At 63.0% G+C, this 16,996-nt stretch carries 14 protein-coding genes; 9 read left to right on the top strand and 5 right to left on the bottom strand.

The genetic code is table 11. From position 1 onward, the window contains the following. Positions 1-37: 37 nt before the first annotated feature. The 7 genes from C5F46_RS01315 to C5F46_RS01285 are packed head-to-tail and all read left to right on the top strand — an operon-like array spanning position 38 to position 6,716. Positions 38-1,297 carry an AAA family ATPase gene (locus C5F46_RS01315; RefSeq protein WP_107323561.1) on the top strand — a complete coding sequence of 420 codons (1,260 nt, stop codon included), beginning with the start codon at positions 38-40 and terminating at the stop codon, positions 1,295-1,297. Positions 1,298-1,307: 10 nt separating this feature from the next. After that, the gene (locus C5F46_RS01310) at positions 1,308-2,741 is read left to right on the top strand and encodes a CpaF family protein (RefSeq protein WP_107323560.1); all 1,434 of its coding nucleotides are present in this window, start codon (positions 1,308-1,310) and stop codon (positions 2,739-2,741) included. 11 nt (positions 2,742-2,752) lie between these two features. Then, complete coding sequence (locus C5F46_RS01305; protein WP_107323559.1) at positions 2,753-3,721, top strand: type II secretion system F family protein; 969 nt, start codon at positions 2,753-2,755, stop codon at positions 3,719-3,721. 10 nt (positions 3,722-3,731) lie between these two features. Then, positions 3,732-4,733, top strand: a complete 1,002-nt coding sequence (locus C5F46_RS01300; RefSeq protein ID WP_107323558.1) for a type II secretion system F family protein — start codon at positions 3,732-3,734, stop codon at positions 4,731-4,733. A gap of 4 nt (positions 4,734-4,737) precedes the next feature. Beyond that, entirely contained in the window at positions 4,738-5,316 is a 579-nt protein-coding gene (locus C5F46_RS01295; RefSeq protein WP_107323557.1) for a tetratricopeptide repeat protein, read from the top strand. Between the two features lie 27 nt (positions 5,317-5,343). After that, entirely contained in the window at positions 5,344-6,204 is an 861-nt protein-coding gene (locus C5F46_RS01290) for a tetratricopeptide repeat protein (RefSeq protein WP_107323556.1), read from the top strand. Positions 6,205-6,209: 5 nt separating this feature from the next. After that, positions 6,210-6,716, top strand: a complete 507-nt coding sequence (locus tag C5F46_RS01285; protein ID WP_107323555.1) for a prepilin peptidase — start codon at positions 6,210-6,212, stop codon at positions 6,714-6,716. On the opposite strand, the gene C5F46_RS01280 is transcribed toward C5F46_RS01285, so the two are convergent. Continuing rightward, on the bottom strand, positions 6,697-8,325 hold the full coding sequence (locus tag C5F46_RS01280) for a hypothetical protein (protein ID WP_107323554.1): 1,629 nt from the start codon (positions 8,323-8,325) through the stop codon (positions 6,697-6,699). The two genes, C5F46_RS01285 and C5F46_RS01280, sit on opposite strands and share 20 nt — an antisense overlap. Before the next feature lie 132 nt (positions 8,326-8,457). Between C5F46_RS01280 and C5F46_RS01275 the strand changes: the two genes are divergently transcribed. After that, entirely contained in the window at positions 8,458-9,768 is a 1,311-nt protein-coding gene (locus tag C5F46_RS01275) for an ATPase (protein ID WP_107323553.1), read from the top strand. A gap of 33 nt (positions 9,769-9,801) precedes the next feature. Here C5F46_RS01275 and C5F46_RS01270 read toward each other — a convergent pair whose 3' ends face one another. Both C5F46_RS01270 and C5F46_RS01265 read right to left on the bottom strand, forming a co-directional pair. Continuing rightward, complete coding sequence (locus C5F46_RS01270) at positions 9,802-10,182, bottom strand: HIT domain-containing protein (protein ID WP_107323552.1); 381 nt, start codon at positions 10,180-10,182, stop codon at positions 9,802-9,804. An 11-nt stretch (positions 10,183-10,193) separates the two neighbouring features. After that, a complete protein-coding gene (locus C5F46_RS01265) occupies positions 10,194-11,771 on the bottom strand; it encodes a DUF5928 domain-containing protein (protein ID WP_107323551.1) in 1,578 nt (525 codons plus the stop codon). A gap of 149 nt (positions 11,772-11,920) precedes the next feature. Here C5F46_RS01265 and C5F46_RS01260 point away from each other — a divergent pair, with 149 nt between their 5' ends. Continuing rightward, positions 11,921-12,739: a sulfotransferase family protein gene (locus C5F46_RS01260; RefSeq protein ID WP_107323550.1), complete on the top strand. Its 819-nt coding sequence runs from the start codon at positions 11,921-11,923 to the stop codon at positions 12,737-12,739. Here the strand turns inward: C5F46_RS01260 and C5F46_RS01255 are convergent. Continuing rightward, a complete protein-coding gene (locus tag C5F46_RS01255; RefSeq protein WP_168796792.1) occupies positions 12,736-14,385 on the bottom strand; it encodes a SulP family inorganic anion transporter in 1,650 nt (549 codons plus the stop codon). The genes C5F46_RS01260 and C5F46_RS01255 overlap by 4 nt on opposite strands. 138 nt (positions 14,386-14,523) lie before the next feature. After that, positions 14,524-16,815, bottom strand: coding sequence for a glycosyl hydrolase family 28-related protein (locus tag C5F46_RS01250; RefSeq protein WP_107323549.1), 2,292 nt, complete (start codon positions 16,813-16,815; stop codon positions 14,524-14,526). Positions 16,816-16,996 lie beyond the last annotated feature (181 nt).

The raw sequence follows: 16,996 nt of genomic DNA, 5'->3' as shown, positions 1-16,996 counted from the left end.
GCCCCCAAGGCGACCGCCTATGGAAGGACGACAGGTAATGAGCGCAACTGCAGTAATGAAGCCAGAACCCGCCCCGATCGTAGCCTGTACGATCTCGCGCGATGTCGCAAATTTCGATCTGCTGATCGAGGATATGGAGGCCGAACTTGGCGAAAGCTGGGGCGACCTGACCTTTGACGATGCGATACTGTTTCTGGCGCAGCCAGACGCGGCAGCGCTGGAATTTGTGGCAATCGCGGTCAATGGCGAGGATGAGGGCGATCTGGCCCGCGTCGCGGACATCATCGTGGCTGCGCGCGACCGCGGCATCCGGGTGATTGTGATCGCCGAAGATGTCAGCCCGATCGCCCTGCATCAACTGTTGCGTCAGGGGGCGGATGATTTCGTGCCATATCCGCTGCCCGATGGCGCCCTGCATGAGGCGATCGAGCGGCTGTCGCAGACCAAGGCCCCGATTCCCGATCAGCGCCTGCCGCTGTTGGGCGACACCGCCCCTGCCTTCACCGCGACGGGGGGCAAGGATGGCGTTATCCTCCCGGTGCATGGGCTGGCGGGTGGTGCGGGCGCCACGACCTTTGCCGTCAATCTGGCGTGGGAACTGGCCAATTGCGAAAAGAAAGGCGGCCCGCGGGTCTGCCTGCTGGACCTCGACCTGCAATATGGCAGCGTCTCGACCTATCTTGACCTGCCCCGGCGCGAGGCGGTGCTGGAACTGCTGTCCGACACGTCGCGCATGGACTCTGAAAGCTTCGTTCAGGCGCTGAGCACCTTCAACGACCGGCTTCAGGTTCTGACAGCCCCCGCCGACATGGTGCCGCTTGACATCGTCGGCCCCGAAGACATCCAGCGCCTGATCGACATGGCGCGAGCGAATTTCGACTTTGTCGTGATCGACATGCCGACGACGGTCGTCACCTGGACCGAAACGGTTTTGAACGCGGCGCATGTGTATTTCGCCCTGATCGAGCTGGATTTGCGGTCAGCGCAGAACACGCTGCGCATGATCCGGGCGCTGAAATCCGAAGGGCTTCCTGCCGAACGTCTGCGCTATGTGCTGAACCGGGGGCCGAAATTCACCGACCTCAGCGCAAAATCGCGCGTGCGGCGGTTGGCGGAAAGCCTTGATATCTCGATTGAGTTGCAACTGACGGATGGCGGGAAACAGGTGACAGAGGCCAATGACCACGGCCTGCCCCTGTCTGAGGCCGCCGCCAAGAACCCGCTTCGCAAGGATATCGCCAAGCTCGCCAGGTCGCTTTATGATCTGAACCGCGCCGCGGAAGCCGTCAGCATCTGAGGAACCGCCGATGTTCTCGCGTTACAAGAAACCCTCGCCCACCGGCGCCAAACCCGGCGCTGCCGCCGCCCCTGCACCGACGCCTGCGGTGCTGAACCCGCTGGAATTGTCGGGCATGATGCGTCGGGCAAAGGCCGCCGCAGCCGCGGCCCCGGTGTCGGACAAGGACCGCAAACGCAAGGAACGGTTGAACGAACTTAAAATCGAGCTGCACCGGCGGCTGCTTGAGAACCTGAACCTGTCGGCGCTTGAGCACGCCACCGAAGCCGACCTGCGCGCTGAAATTTCGGCGATCGCGGGCGAGGCGCTGAACGAAATGTCGGTGGTTCTGACCGCCGCAGAACGCAGCACGCTGAACCAGGAGCTGTATGACGAGGTGATGGGCCTTGGCCCGCTGGAGCCTCTGCTGAAAGACGAAACCGTCAACGATATTCTGGTCAACGGGCCGCAGCAGATCTTTGTGGAACGCGCGGGCAAGCTGGAGCTGACCGACACCCAGTTCAAGGATGAGCGGCACCTGCTGCGAATCATTGACAAGATCGTGTCGGCGGTGGGCCGGCGCGTGGACGAATCGAACCCCTATGTTGACGCCCGTCTGGCCGATGGCAGCCGTTTCAACGCAATGGTGCCGCCGATTGCGGTGGATGGCAGTCTTGTGTCGATTCGGAAATTCAAGAAGGACAAGCTCGGGATCGACGATCTGGTGCGATTCGGGGCCTTTACCGAAGAAATGGCCGCCTATCTGCAAGCCGCCGTTTCAACCCGGCTCAACGTGATCGTGTCGGGCGGGACCGGCTCGGGGAAAACCACGACGTTGAATGCACTGTCGTCGTTCATCGACAACCACGAGCGCATTCTGACCATCGAAGATACCGCGGAACTTCAGTTGCAACAGGTTCATGTGGGCCGGATGGAAAGCCGCCCGCCCAACGTCGAAGGACGCGGCGCGGTGACCCAGCGCGACTGTTTGCGCAACGCCCTGCGGATGCGGCCCGACCGGATCATCGTCGGCGAAACCCGCGGCGAAGAGGTTATCGACATGCTGCAGGCCATGAACACCGGCCACGACGGCTCGATGACCACGATCCACGCCAACTCGGCGCGCGACAGCGTCAGCCGTCTGGAAAACATGATCGCCATGTCGGGCATCGAAATGCCGATCAAGGCCGTGCGCAGCCAGATCGCGAGCGCCGTCAACCTGATCGTGCAGGTCAGCCGCCTGCAGGACGGCTCGCGCCGGATGGTGTCGGTGACGGAAATCACCGGCATGGAAGGCGATGTGATCTCGATGCAGGAAATTTTCCGCTATGAACGTCTGGGCATCGCCCCGGATGGCAAGATCATCGGTCGTTTCACGGCCACGGGGGTGCGGTCGCACTTCTCTGATCGGTTCCGGCAGTGGGGCTATGACCTGCCCGCCTCGATCTACGATCCCATCGACTGAAAGGCCCGGACATGATCATCAGCCCAACGCCGATCATCTATGGCCTGATCTTTCTGGCCGTGCTCTTGCTGGTCGAGGGCATCTATCTGCTGGTCTATGGCAAGTCGATCTCGCTGAACAAGCGGGTCAACCGGCGGCTGGAACTGCTGGAAAAGGGCGGGCGCCGCGAAGAGGTTCTGGAACAGCTTCGCAAAGAGATGAACCAGCACCGCAATGCGGGCGGAATACCGCTGTATTCTATGCTGGCCGACAAGGCGCAAAAGGCCAATATCGCGTTTTCGCCCAAGGCGTTGATCGCGGTGATGGCGCTGCTGGTTGCGGTGGCCTATCTGGGTCTGTCGATCGGCACCAGTGCCGCCGCGCCGGTGCGTGTGGCGGTGGCTGTGGTGATGGGCGTGGGCGGCGTTGTGCTGTGGGTCAACAGCAAGGCCAAAAAGCGCATGTCGATGATCGAAGAGCAACTGCCCGACGCGATCGAACTGATGGTGCGGTCGTTGCGGGTGGGCCACCCGTTTTCGGCCGCAATCCAGATCGTGGCAAAGGAATTGCCCGACCCGATGGGATCGGAATTTGGCATCATCGCCGATCAGGCGGCCTATGGCCGCGACGTGGCCGAAAGCCTGCGCGATCTGGCCGAACGGATGGATATGCAGGATTTGCGCTTTCTGGCCGTTTCGGTGTCGATCCAGAGCCAATCTGGCGGCAACCTTGCCGAGATTCTGGAAGGGCTGTCAAAGGTGATCCGCGCACGGTTCCGGCTGTTTCGCAGGGTCAAGGCGATTACTGCCGATGCAAAATGGTCGGGCAACTTCCTGTCGGCCTTTCCGCTGATGGTGCTGGTCATCATCCAGCTGACCAAGCCCGATTTCTACGATACGGTAAAGGACGCCCCCGCCTTCATCCCGGCCGCGCTGGCGGTTTTCACGATGCTCGGCGTGAACGTGCTGTTCATGCGGGCCATGGTCAACATCAAGGTCTGAGGAGATCGGCGTGGATAGTATTGCCGCATTGGCAGAGAAGCTGACCCCCTCCCTCGGTCCGCTTGGGCCGGTCATCATCGTCGCGGCCCTGGGGTTCATTCTGATCTTGCTGGCGCTTTATTCGATGATGCAGCGACGGCCCGATCCGCTGGACAGGCTGCGCCAGTCCAATCTGGCAGAGCGCGCGGCACGCCCGAGGGCACAGACACCGGGCCAGCGCCTGCGCGTCGATGGCGGCAAGGACAAGCTGCAAAAATTCGCTGAATTTCTGGAGCCCAAGACCGAACAGGAAATGTCGGCCTCGTTGCTGAAGATGACGCGCGCGGGCTATCGCAGCAAAAATGCGGTGCGCATCTTTCACGCCGCCCAGTTCGTGCTGGGCATCGGAATGTTGACGCTGGGCGTTGTCTATACGCTGATCGCTTCGACCCGCGGCGAAGTCACCACAAGCAACATGGTCATCGCGGTGCTGCTGCCGGGCGTCATTGGCTACTACCTGCCCACCTACTGGGTCGAACGGCGCGTGCAAACCCGCCATCAAGACATTCAGAACGGCTTTCCCGATGCGCTGGACATGCTGCTGGTCTGCGTCGAGGCGGGCCAGTCGCTGGATCAGGGCATCATCCGCGTGGCCAAGGAACTGGCGACCGGCTATCCGGCCATGGCCGAGGAATTTGCGCTGATCGCCTATGAATTGAAGGCAGGCAAGGACAAGGCGCAGGTGCTGCGCGGCTTTGGCGACCGGACCGGGGTGCCAGACGTGCAATCATTTGTGACCGTGATGATCCAGTCGCAAGCCTTCGGCACCTCGATCGCCGAGGCGCTGCGGGTCTATTCGGCCGACATGCGCGACAAACGGGTGATGCGCGCAGAAGAGGCCGCCAACAAGATCCCGACCAAGATGACTCTTGGCACGATGATGTTCACGGTGCCGCCGCTGTTGATCATCCTTGTGGGTCCGTCGGTCCATGACATGATGGAAACCTTCGCCACGATGAATATCGCCCTGTGATTCGATGACATCCCCCCGGCCCGGCGCCGCCCGCCCCGTTCTGATGCTGGCTGTGCTGGCGCTGTCGGCCTGCGGGTCGGCAGGTGGGATGCGCCCCGACCAAGACTCGCCCTACGCCCCCAGCGGCGTGGCGCGCGGCGCGGCGGTGGACGGGCTGACGGTGGGGCACCGCCTGATGGCCGCGGGCGAATATGAACTGGCGCTGAAGGCCTATTACCGCGCTGCCGGAACGCAGGGTGCGACAGTGGATGTGCTGTCGGCCATCGGCTCGGCCAATCTGCGGCTGGGCCGGTTGGGGCAGGCCGAACGCATCCTGCGCCGCGCCACCGAGGTGGACGAAACCTTTGTTCCGGCGTGGAATAACCTTGGCGTCGTGCTGATGGAGCGCGGCAAACCCGCCGAGGCGGCGCGCGTGTTCCAGACCGCCTATGCGCTGGATAGTGGCCGTTCGGACGACATTCGTGAAAATCTGCGGCGCGCGCTCGCAAAAATCGAGAAATCTGCCTATGATCCGGTCGAGAACACTGAATTCTCGCTGGTGCGGCGTGGCTATGGTGAATACCTGCTGCTCTCCCGGCACTGAGGCTTGAGCAGAAAAGGACGCACAAAGATGCGCCACCCTATTCTTGTGATGTTCTGCATCGGCAGCGCTGTGATGCTGTCTGCGTGCAACCGTGGCTCGGATGCCGATGTGGCCCGCGCCATGAAAAGCGTGAACGTGATCGACGAAACCAACCTGTCAGAGGTGATGCTGACGGTAGGCGACCCCGCCGAGGCGGTGGCCTATTTCGCCCGCGCCAGCGCCGACAACCCCGACCGGATCGACCTGAAACGCGGGCTGGCCAAGTCGCTGGTGCGCGCCGGGCGCCCCGCAGAGGCCGTCAAGGTCTGGACCGAGGTGGTGGCGATGCCGGGGACGGTGCCCGATGACCGGGTCAATCTGGCCGATGCGCTGATCCGCATGAACGAGTGGAAGCGTGCCGAAACGGAACTGAACGCGATCCCGCCCACGCATGAAACCTATCAACGCTACCGGCTGGAAGCGATGGTGGCAGATGCGAACAAGAACTGGAAAAAAGCCGACAGTTTCTATGAAACCGCCGCCGGGCTAACCACAAAACCGGCCAGCGTGCTGAACAACTGGGGCTATTCCAAACTGACGCGGGCTGATTACGCGGGCGCGGCCAAGCTGTTTGCTGAGGCGCTGACGCACGAGCCGAGCCTGTTCACCGCCAAAAACAACCTTGTTCTGGCCCGCGCCGCGCAGGGCAAATACGACCTTCCGGTGGTGGCGATGACCCAGACCGAACGGGCGCAATTGCTGTATACCGCCGCGCTGAGCGCGATCAAACGGGGCGATGTGACGATCGGCAAGACCCTGCTGCAAGAGGCTGTGGATACCCATCCGCAGCATTTTGACGAAGCCGCGCGCGCGCTGGCCGCGCTGGATGGCAGCGTGGCAAGAGGCTAGCGGCGATGCTGGGAGCAAACGCACAGCAGGCGGCACTGGTGTTTCTGGTGCTGGTGACCCCGATCTGCGCCTGGGTGGCGTGGTCTGATCTGAAGACGATGAAAATTCCGAACCGGGCGGTTCTGGCGATGGTTGCAGTTTTTGCACTGGCGGGGCCGCTGGTGTTGCCGCTGGGCGACTGGGGCTGGCGCTGGCTGCATCTGGTGGTGGTTCTGGGGGTTGGTATCGTGTTGAATGCCATGGCGCATTTCGGCGCGGGCGACGCAAAATTCGCGGCTGCCATGGCACCGTTCTTTGCGCTGGCGGATGCGCAGCTTGCCATGCTGCTGCTGGCGGCCTTTTTGCTGGGGGCCTTTGCGGCGCACCGCCTGCTGCGCGCTATCCCGGCGGTTCGGGCGATGGCGCCAGACTGGGTGTCGTGGCGGCGCGCCGATTTTCCGATGGGGCTGGCACTGATCGGGGCGCTCTGGGCCTATCTGGCAATCCGGGCGGTTACGGGCGCACCGGCCTGAGCAGGATGTAAACGTCGGTCCGGCGCAGTTCGTCAAAGCGCCAGCCGCTTTTTTCCAGCGCGGCAAGGATGGTCGCGCGCGACTTTTCGGTTGTCGGGCACAGGGGCACCACGACCAGATCGGCAGCGGCAAGGCCCGGCGCGCCGCCATAATACCACGGCGCCCCGCCCTTCAGCGGTTTGAGATCGCCAAACATCCACAGCGAACCCAGCAAATCCGCGGTCAGCACCGCAGACCCGGCATGACCCTGCGCCTCCAGATCGGCGGCAATCGTTTCGAACATGGCGTTGTAGCCGGTGCTCAACTCGCAGGCGGGCAATACCTCACCTTTCAGGCGGGAAAGCTCCTTGCGGTCGGCACGGTCGTGATAGGCGGCAAAAGGCTGGCCTACCCCATCAAGCGGCACCCCCGCATCCACCTTGTAAAGTCGCTTTTCCGCAACCCGGATATCATCCTGACCAGCCAGAGCGGACAGCAGCGGAACCGTATTTCCGGCCTCGGCAAACAGATGACGGATCGGGCTATAGGCGATGTTGACCGCGGACGAGGCCGTCAGCGCCAGCGCGGCCACCCCGGCGATTTTCATCGCATCATGCAACCTGCCAGCATGGCGGCTATCGGGCTGATCTGTGCGGAGCAGGGCAAAGACGGCGGCGCCCAGCAAAAGCAACCATTGAGGATCGTTGCCAAAATTCTGCCAGGTGACATAAAACAGCCCCGGCGCCAGAACCAGAAGCGCCAGCCCCTCGGCCTTGCGCCCGGTCATGCGCAGCAGCACCACGACGGCCAGCGCGAGGATCGACGACGGCATATTGGCCGGCCCCGCCACTGCATCGGCAAAATCAATGCCCCCCGGCGCGGGCCGCGTTTCAGACTGCGCAACCGTCAGCAGGTCGGTCAGATAGGCAACCCAGAAGCCAGAGCCGCCCAAAGCTGTCATCACCGCCAGCACGGCGCAACCTGCCACGACCGCCACGACCAGCACGCGCCATTCGCGGCGGACCAGCAGCGCCACCAGAATGCCCGGCCCAAGGGCGGCGGCATAGGTGACCTTGATCAGCACCAGCGCGCCCACCCCCAGCCCGATCAGCGCACCGTCAAGATAAGGCCGCGCCCGCCCGCGGTCTGGCAGCAGCGCCAGCGGCAGAACAACATAGACAATCGCCCAGGCCCAGCGGTTGTAATGCATCGACACCGAAGGTGCCGGGTTCGCCAGACCATGCACCAGCGCCAGGCACAAGACGACCCCATAGCCCAGCATGACATAAGACCACAGTCCGCCAAAGCGTGACCCCGCCATCCGCACCAGCGGCAGCAACAGAACCAGCGCCACCAGCACCTGCGCCCAAAGGATCGCGGTGCCGATGCCAAGCCCCATCGCCACCAGCCCTGCAATCGGGGCGATCGCCAGAATTCCGATTGGGGTCATGAAATCCAGATGCGGCCATTGCCCGTGCAACCCCATCCGCAACGCCATGTCCAACAGGTGCAGCGTGTCCCCCTCATGCATGCCCAGATAAAGCGCGCCGCGCGCCAGCAGCGCCCCGCCCAGCCCCGCGATCAGCACCAGGCCAAAGACCACAAGCGCGCCTGAATTTGCCTGTTTCATCGCCGCCTTACCCCAAGCTTTCCCTTTTTTCGCCACATTAGCTGCGCAGTGTCGGCAAGTGAATCCCGCCATCGTGAATGATGTGGAATCGTGGTTTTTGCGTGTCATGCCGAGCAGAGGAACAGACCGACCATGAACATGATCGCCTCGAACGTGATGGCACCGATGCCGCCGCGCAATCTGGCCGAAACCGGGTTGCAGATGGTGATGCTGCGCGATCTGCTGTTGAAGACGATGTTTCGCACCAACGTGGATACCGTCAGTGGCCTGTCGCGGATTTTGTGCCTGACAATCCCGGTGACGCAGGAACTGGTCGATCTGGCGCGCGGTCAGAAACTGCTGGAGGCGACCGGCACGCTGCATGCCAATTCGGGCGGCGAGATGGGCTATCAGTTGGCCGATGCGGGCAAGGCGCGCGCGCTGGATGCGCTGAGCCAGTCGGAATATTACGGCGCGGTTCCGGTGCCGCTGGCCGCCTATCAGGATCAGGTCCGGCGCCAGTCGATCCGTAACATTCAGATCACGCGGCCACAGCTGACTGCGGCGATGGGCGATCTGATCCTGCCCGACAGCCTGCTGGATCACCTTGGGCCTGCGGTCAGTGCGGGCCGCTCTATCCTGATGTATGGGCCGCCGGGGAACGGCAAATCCTCGATCTCGAACGGTATCCGCAATGCTTTGGGTGACCGCATCTACATTCCGCGCGCGGTGGAATACGCCGGACAGGTGATCACCGTCTATGACCCGATCGTGCATTCGGCCGCGTCTGAAAGCGCCGAAGACACGACCAGCCTGCGCAAGGCCGGGAACCGCTTTGACAACCGCTATGTCTATTGCGACCGTCCCACGGTGATCACCGGGGGTGAGTTGTCGCTCGACATGCTGGACCTGACGTATAACCCCACCGCCCGCACCTACACCGCGCCGTTGCAGATGAAATCCTCGGGCGGCGTGTTCATCGTGGACGACCTTGGCCGTCAGGCCGAACCGCCGCAAAAGCTGGTCAACCGCTGGATCGTGCCGCTGGAGGAAAGCCGCGACATTCTAGCGCTGCAATCGGGCGAAAAGTTCGAGGTGCCGTTTGATACGCTGGTGATCTTTTCCACCAACTTTCACCCGAACGAGATTTTCGACCGCGCAGCGCTGCGCCGGATCTTTTTCAAGATCAAGATCGACGGGCCGGATCAGGCCGACTTCCTCAAGATCTTTGCGATGGTCGCGCGCAAGCGCAAGGTGCCACTGGACGAACGCACGATGCTGCACATGATGAAGGTGAAATACCCCACCATCGACAACGTCTATGCCAACTATCAGCCAGTATTCCTGATCGACCAGATGATCGCCATCTGTGATTTCGAGGGCATCCCGCACCAGATGACCCCCGAGTTGCTGGACCGCGCCTGGTGCAACATGTTGGTGCGCGACGAAGAAATCCTGCACTGAAGGTTGGGCGGGCTCGCCCCCGCCCTGCCATGGTCATGCCGGTTGCAGCATCCGCCCCAGATCGCGGCCCGCCAGAATGTGCAGGTGGTAATGCGGCACCTCCTGCACGCCATCGTCGCCCGCATTGGTGATCGCGCGGAAGCCATTCCCGCCGTTGCCCGGCTGAACCCCCAGCATCTGGCAGACCTTGGCAACGGCGCGGGTGAAATCGACAATCTCGGCCTCGGTCGCGGCTTCGGCAAAATGATCCAGCGTGACATAAGGCCCCTTCGGGATCACCAGAACATGATGCGGCGCCTGCGGTCGGATATCGCGGAATGCCAACGTATGCACGGTTTCCAGAACCGTCTGATTGGGGATTTCGCCACGCAGGATGCGGGCGAAAATGTTTGTGTCGTCATACACATAAGCCATCGGATATCCTCTCAGTCCTCAAACAGGTAATCGGTCGCAGCGATCGCGCGGGCGGGACCATCCTCCACCCGCAGAAATTCGGTAAGGGCGCGGGCGTTTTCGTCCAGACTGGCACCTTGCCGCATCCGCGCCAGCAACGGAAAACCCGCATCCCGCAGCCGCTCGCTTTCAAAATGCAACTCTTGCCGGAGGGTGGGCAACAGCCGCTCGATCACCTGCTGCGGCGCCCGTTCCCCGGCAAGGCCGATGCGCCGGGCATGGCCCAGAAGGTAGGCGTCGGTAAACTGGCATTCGATCTCCAGAACCCGCACCTGCGCCTTGTCCGCGGCGAAATCCTGCATCAGCTCCAGCGCCGAAGGGTCAAGGCAGATCACCAGCCGGTCGGTGCGGTGATGGTCGAACAGCATCCGCAGCAGCGCCCGGCGGTGGCGGTTGCGCTTGCCAACCGTGGTCTGGACGCCGCCCAGATCGGGCAGTGCCGTCGCTTCTTCGTGAAACAGATACTCAACACCGGGGGTGCCGCTGACCTCGGCCACCCGTGCCACCAGCCGTTTGGCCACATGCCATTTCTTGCACGCGACAATCATCAACTCGCGCCCGCGGCCAAGGCTTGCATCCGCCTCCCAGAACCGGGGGGCAAATCGCCGCCCGACCCGGCCGCGCCCGGTCAGATAGGCAAACAGCCGGGCGCCTTCGTTCGAGATCGAGAACGCTACCCCTTCTTCGGCCCAAAGATCGCCCAACCGCGCCTTCAGATCCTGCGCATCAGGGCTGATCTTGCGGGCGAACAGATAATCCTGGCTTAACAGCAGCTCGTAATGGTCGTTGTAAAAGGTCAACGGCATTCCGTAATCGGTAAACATCAGAAACGTCAGCGTGCGCGCGCGGATCTCGCGGTCGGGCACGAGGTGGCGCACGATGGTCTGAAAAAACGTCTCGTCGGGTATCCATGTGGTTCGGAAAAACCGCATCACATCGCGCCGGTTGCGTATGAACTCCAGCACCTTTTCCACCGTCAGCCGCCGCAGGCACCACCATTGCGAGCCGATCATCATCTGCAGATCTTCGGGGATCGCGCGGGTCAGGCCCAGTTTGCGCTGCAGCGCAAAGGCCGCGTTGAACCGGCGCGTCTGGGTGCGTTCGTTGAACCAGTGGCGATAGATCAGCCGCTCCTCGCGCAGGCCCGTCTTGATCCAGCCCGAGGTGAAAAAATCTACGCTTTCAATGTAATCGACATCTTCGGCATCCAGGTAACGATGCACCCATTCGGCGGTTTTGATCGGCATGCAGTCGCCCGACAGCATGTAGAAATGCGTCGCGCGGGGAAAGGCTGTAACGGCGGCGCGCAACGCCTCCAAGGTGGCGGCGACCAGGCTCCATTCGCCCCAGCCACAGCGAATGCGACGGCGGGCGAACACCACCGCGGGGTTATCGGCCAGTGCGCTGCGGATGCGCTGATAATCGGCGGCCTTGGCGCGCGCATCAAAGTGGATGGCGACGCAATCGCCGGTCGACGTCAGGCGTTCGGCCTGCCGGATGATCCCCTCGGGATCCTTGTGGCACAAAAGGATGAAGGCGATCTTGGCCATGTTGGAGAGGATAACGGGCCCCGGTTGCCGAATTCTTGCCTAGATAGCGTCAACAAACATTGAAACGACAGTGTTTCTTTGCTTCCTAGATGCTAATTCTTCTGAGTGTTGAGGCGTCGCCGCGCGCGGTGGCCGGATATGGGGCAAGAATGGGGTTTCCAGGCACCTGGATGACGGAAAGCGAAAGCATGGTCTATCGCGTGGTGCCCAAATGCGCCTGTTCGACCATTGGCCAGATCATGTTCTATTCCGACCATGGCCGTTTCTTTGACGGCGACATTCACGACGCCACCGCAGGGCTGCACAAATGGTCGGCCGAGACCAGCCAGAAGCTGATCGAAGCAAATGTGCGGGGCCACAAATCCTACACCTTCACCTGCATCCGAAACCCTTATGCACGTATCCTGTCGTCGTTCTTTGACAAGATCGCGGGGATCCAGCGCAACGGGCGCCGCTATCGCGGCAATCTGGTGCCGCAACTGGCGCAGAAATACGGGGTCGATGTGGGCAGCCCCGAAGCCGGGTTCGAGTTCGACCAGATCGCATCGTTCCGCCGGTTTCTGCTGTTCGCGCGCGACACCATCCGCTTTCGCCGCCCGATGGAGCCCGACATCCACTGGTCGGCCATGTCGGGCCATATCGCCACCTTCATCGTGAACGGCGGGCGCTATGACCAAATCTTTTTCACCGAGACGTTCAACGAGGGCATGCAGGGCGTGCTGAATGCGGTGCAAACCCCGGTGCCGGTCGATCTGGCCGCGATCCCGAGGTTCAACGAAAGCGAGGGGCATGGGCCCAGGCGCGCCCATCCCGTCAGCGCCTATTTCGACGATCTGTCGCGGCATCTGATGTGGGAAATCTACAAAAAGGATTTCCAGTTCTTCCGCTACGACTTTGACGACCCCGACAACAAGATGCCCAAAGCCGAGGTCGATCTGGACGAGGTGCACGCCAAGCTGGGCAGCTAGCCTTGGGTGGCCATCTTAAGCGCGGTGGCAACATCGGGCAGGAACCGTGCCAACGGGTCATGCAGGCCCTGCGCATGCAGCGCGCGGCGCAACTCAGCCGTGGTGCCGGTAACGTAGAGCCGCCCGCCGCGCCGCTCCATCTTTTGTGCCAGCGTCAGCATCATCCGCGCCCCGGTGGAATCGACAAAAGGCACCTCTGAAAAATCGACCACAAAGGCCCGCGGGCGCTGCGCGATCCGGTCCAGCACCGACCCCAGTGTTGCCGCGGCGCCAAAAAACACCGCCCCGCGCAACCGGTAAACCACCACGTCAGACGGGATCGTGAACGTCTCATCGGCATGATGCGGATGCGCCTCAAGCTGGGTCGCCTCCGACATGCGGCGGATGAACACAAGGCCCCCCAGCGCAAAGCCCACGATGATCCCCTCGGACAGGTCGCGAAACACCACCAGCAGGAAGGTGACGATCAGCACCATCGCATCGGCCCTGGAGGACCGGATCAGCGCCGCCATTTCCTCGCGTTCGATCATGTTCCAAGCAACGATGGCCAGCACCCCCGCCAACGCCGCCAGCGGAATGAACGAGGCCAGCGGCGCCGCCACCAGCATAAAGACCAGAACGAACACGGCATGCAGCATCCCCGAAACCGGCCCACGTGACCCGGCGCGCACATTGGTGGCAGTGCGCGCAATGGTGCCCGTCACGCAAAACCCGCCAACCAGAGCGGCGCCGATATTGGCCACGCCCTGCGCCACCAGCTCACCGTTGGACCGGTGCTGCGTGCCGCTCATCCCGTCGGCCACCATCGCCGACAGCAGTGATTCGATGGCCCCTAGCAGGGTAAAGCTGACCGCCCACGGCAGCGCCGCGCGGATCGCCTCGGCCGACAGGTCGGGAAGTGCCGGCACCGGCAGCACCCGCGGCAGGTCGCCAAAGCGCGAGCCGATGGTTTCCACCGGCAAGGCCAGCGCCCAAGCCGCAACCGTAGCCACAACCACCCCGATCAGCAGGCTGGGCAGGCGCGGCGCAAACCGCTTGATCGCCTCGATGATGGCGATGGTCGCCAGCGCCACGGCCAGCGCTGCCGGGGTGAAACTGGCCTTCACCTCCCATAGCACCTGCACCTTTTCGATGATTTCGCCGGGTTCGGCCCCCGGCAGGGTCAGGCCCAGCAGATCCTTGATCTGACTGGCAAAAATAATAACACCAATACCTGCAGTAAATCCCACCGTCACCGGGTAGGGGATGAAGCGGATATAACTGCCCATCCGCAACAGCCCCAGCGCAATCAGCATGAACCCTGACAGAAAGGTGGCAAGGATCAGCCCCGAAATCCCCGTCTGCATCACGCAGGCCGAGACCAGCACAATAAAGGCCCCGGCAGGCCCCCCGATCTGAAACCGCGACCCGCCCAGGGCCGACACCAGAAACCCGCCGACAATGGCGGTGAACAGCCCTCGTTCCGGCCCCACCCCAGAGGCAATGGCAATCGCCATAGACAGCGGCAGCGCCACGATAGCCACCGTCAGTCCCGCCAGCGCATCGGCCCGCAGCGCCCCCAGGCCATAGCCCTCGCGCAGGACGGTCACGGTTTTGGGCAGGAAATCTTCGCCCCGTTTCGGGGCCTCAGCACGTCTGGCGGGCATGATGCGATCTTTCAGGCAAGGCCGCGCCACCCTGAATCCGCGCCCCCAGGCTTGTCAAGCGCCGGGCGTGCAACCCCCTGCGGGCAGGCCCGCATTTGGGGCGCGGGCCGAAACCCGCGCCCACCATACCGTGCCCAATCAGGCCAGATTGTCCATCCGCACCTTGACCTGAACCCGGCCCTTGGCGGCCTGTGACCAGTTCAGTTGCAGTTGCTGCTTGGCCGCCCCCTGTTCCACCTGAACAAAGGGCATCTCGGTGATGCGGGCGCCCGTGGCTCCCGAAATCATCCCCTCGGCCACTACCCCCTCGACATTTCGCGCCCAGCCTCCGAACGGCAGCATCGCACCCGGCGTCAGGGTCCAGACCGTCTGCGCCGTCGCCTGATCGTGTTCCAGCGTCGCCGGGTTCGACACGAACTGGCTGATCCCGTTGAAAGTGTTGCCCTCCACCACGACGTTCCGCATCCGGCTGTAATCCAGATCGGCAACGGTCGTGTCCACCCGCTCGATCCGCTCGACCGTGCCGCCGGCGGCCTTGAACACATTGCCCGACAGGTTCAGCCCGTGAATGAAATGCCCCGCCCCATAGGGCCGGACCGAAATCCAGCGAAAACCGGGTGCCATATCGGAACACAGGAAGGTGTTGCCGGTCACTGTCAGCCCGCCAAAGGAATACTGCGTGCCAAATGCCGGATCGGGCGCGTATTCATTGGTCCATTCCAGCCCTGCGTTGTCGATATAATTACCGGTGACCGAGGTCAGCACATTGGTCTGCGCCAGCACCAACCCGGCCGAGCGCAGCCCCTGCGTTTCCTCATCCCCCTGAAACCAGTGATTGCCCAGAATCAGATGCCCCGTGCCCGCCGCCACCATGAAATGTGCAAAGCGCACAAAGCGGTTCTCGCGGATTTTCACGTCATTGGCGTTGACGTTCAGCGCAATGGTGCTGCGGTCCTGCACGCGCAGGCTCATCTCGTTCGACAGGAAATGGCAGCGGTCGATCAGCATCCCCTGACAGCCGCGGCCGATCGAGGTGATGGCACGATCCTTGGGCCGCATCACCCAGCAGTCGCGCATCGCAAAAACATCGCCCTCGGGCGGCAGCATCACCGCGCTGGCTACGCCGTTGCACAAAAACTCCACCTCGGCGATGTTCAGCCGGTCCAGCCGCTCCATCCCCGACAAGTCCAGAATATAGCGATCACGCGTGAAACTGTAGCTGCGGCTGCCCGACCCGCCGTGCAGCGGCTGCGACAGGGTCAGGCTACCAGCAACCACGTTCACCGCCTTCACATAAACCTCGCGCCCAACACCCGTGCCCGCAACGCGCGCGCCCACCGGAATGCTGGCGATATTGGCAACGGCGGTCAGTTGGTCGGGCAGCGCGATGTCATAGCTGGCCTGCGAACTGACCATGGCCGAGGCCCAGCCCGGCCCGTCAATCACATTGATCTGGCCATTGGCGATCACCCGGCGGTTGGAAAAGCTGCCCAGATCCGGCAGCAGCGCCCGCAGATCGACCGGGGCGGTCAGCTCTACCCGGCGTCCCTTCAGGTTCAGCACGGTATGGTCGGTGTAGTAAAACAACGCCTGCACTGCCTTGCGAAAGCCCAGATCCTCGTCGCCGAACGCCGCGGCATAGGTCGGGAAATCATAGCTTTTCAGCAGCAACAGCCGCGCCGCCAGCGGCATCACCAGTGTGCCCACAAAGCGCACCGGCGCATTCAGCGACAGATTGCCCGACAGGTAATAGCTGCCCTCGGGCACCAGAATCCCGCGCCCCGCTGCTGCCGCATCCGCCGCTGCAAAGGCCGCGCGGTCATCTGTGACACCGTCACCCACCGCGCCGAAATCGCGCACATCGACGAACGGCACCATCTCGCGCAGCCAGGCTGCGGTCACGTCCTCGATTGCGATCGACTCGATCCGCACCACGCCGCCATTGGCCCCGGTCAGATCCAGCCCGAAATGGCCATAGATCGGGGCCAGCCCCCACGGCATATCCACGCCGCCGCGCGCGCCAGTGCCCACGATCGCGCTGACCGTCACCACCTCGCCATAACCGCCCGGCACCGCTTCGGGGCCGGTTTCGACCAGCCCCTCCACATGCACGCCCCCGGCGCCACCCGCCCATCCCGCGATCCGCACACCGGGCAGATTGCCGCTGATCACCTTGACGCGCGCGGTGATCCGCAGATAGCAGCCCGGCAGGATCGGGGTTTCCCCCATGTAGCGCAGCTTTTGCGTGGCGGTCGTCTTGACCAGTTCCAGACAGGGGCCAAAATCCTGATCGGCCGCAACCAGCGCTGCATTGTAAGCGCCCTGATAGCTCGCCTGCCCCGGCGTGCCATCCTCGCTGGACCAGACATCCAGCCCCGCCCCGAACGCGGGCGGCATCAGCAACAGCCCGTCTGTAATCGCCTTGTTCATGCGCCATCCCCTTCGCCTGTTCCGCCCGTCCCGGCAGAGAGGCTCCGCATCGGGGGCCGGGCAGCGCAGGGCCCCCATGCCGTCGCCGCGACGGGATGCTCCTGCTGGGAAGGTGCCGCGGGCCTTGCCCCGGCGCGATCAGAGCTAAGGCGAAACCTTGAAGAAGCCTTAACCACGCCGC

It is taken from the genome of Phaeovulum veldkampii DSM 11550 (assembly GCF_003034995.1).
Lineage (GTDB): Bacteria > Pseudomonadota > Alphaproteobacteria > Rhodobacterales > Rhodobacteraceae > Phaeovulum > Phaeovulum veldkampii.
This window is presented reverse-complemented; position numbering and strand designations above follow the sequence as displayed.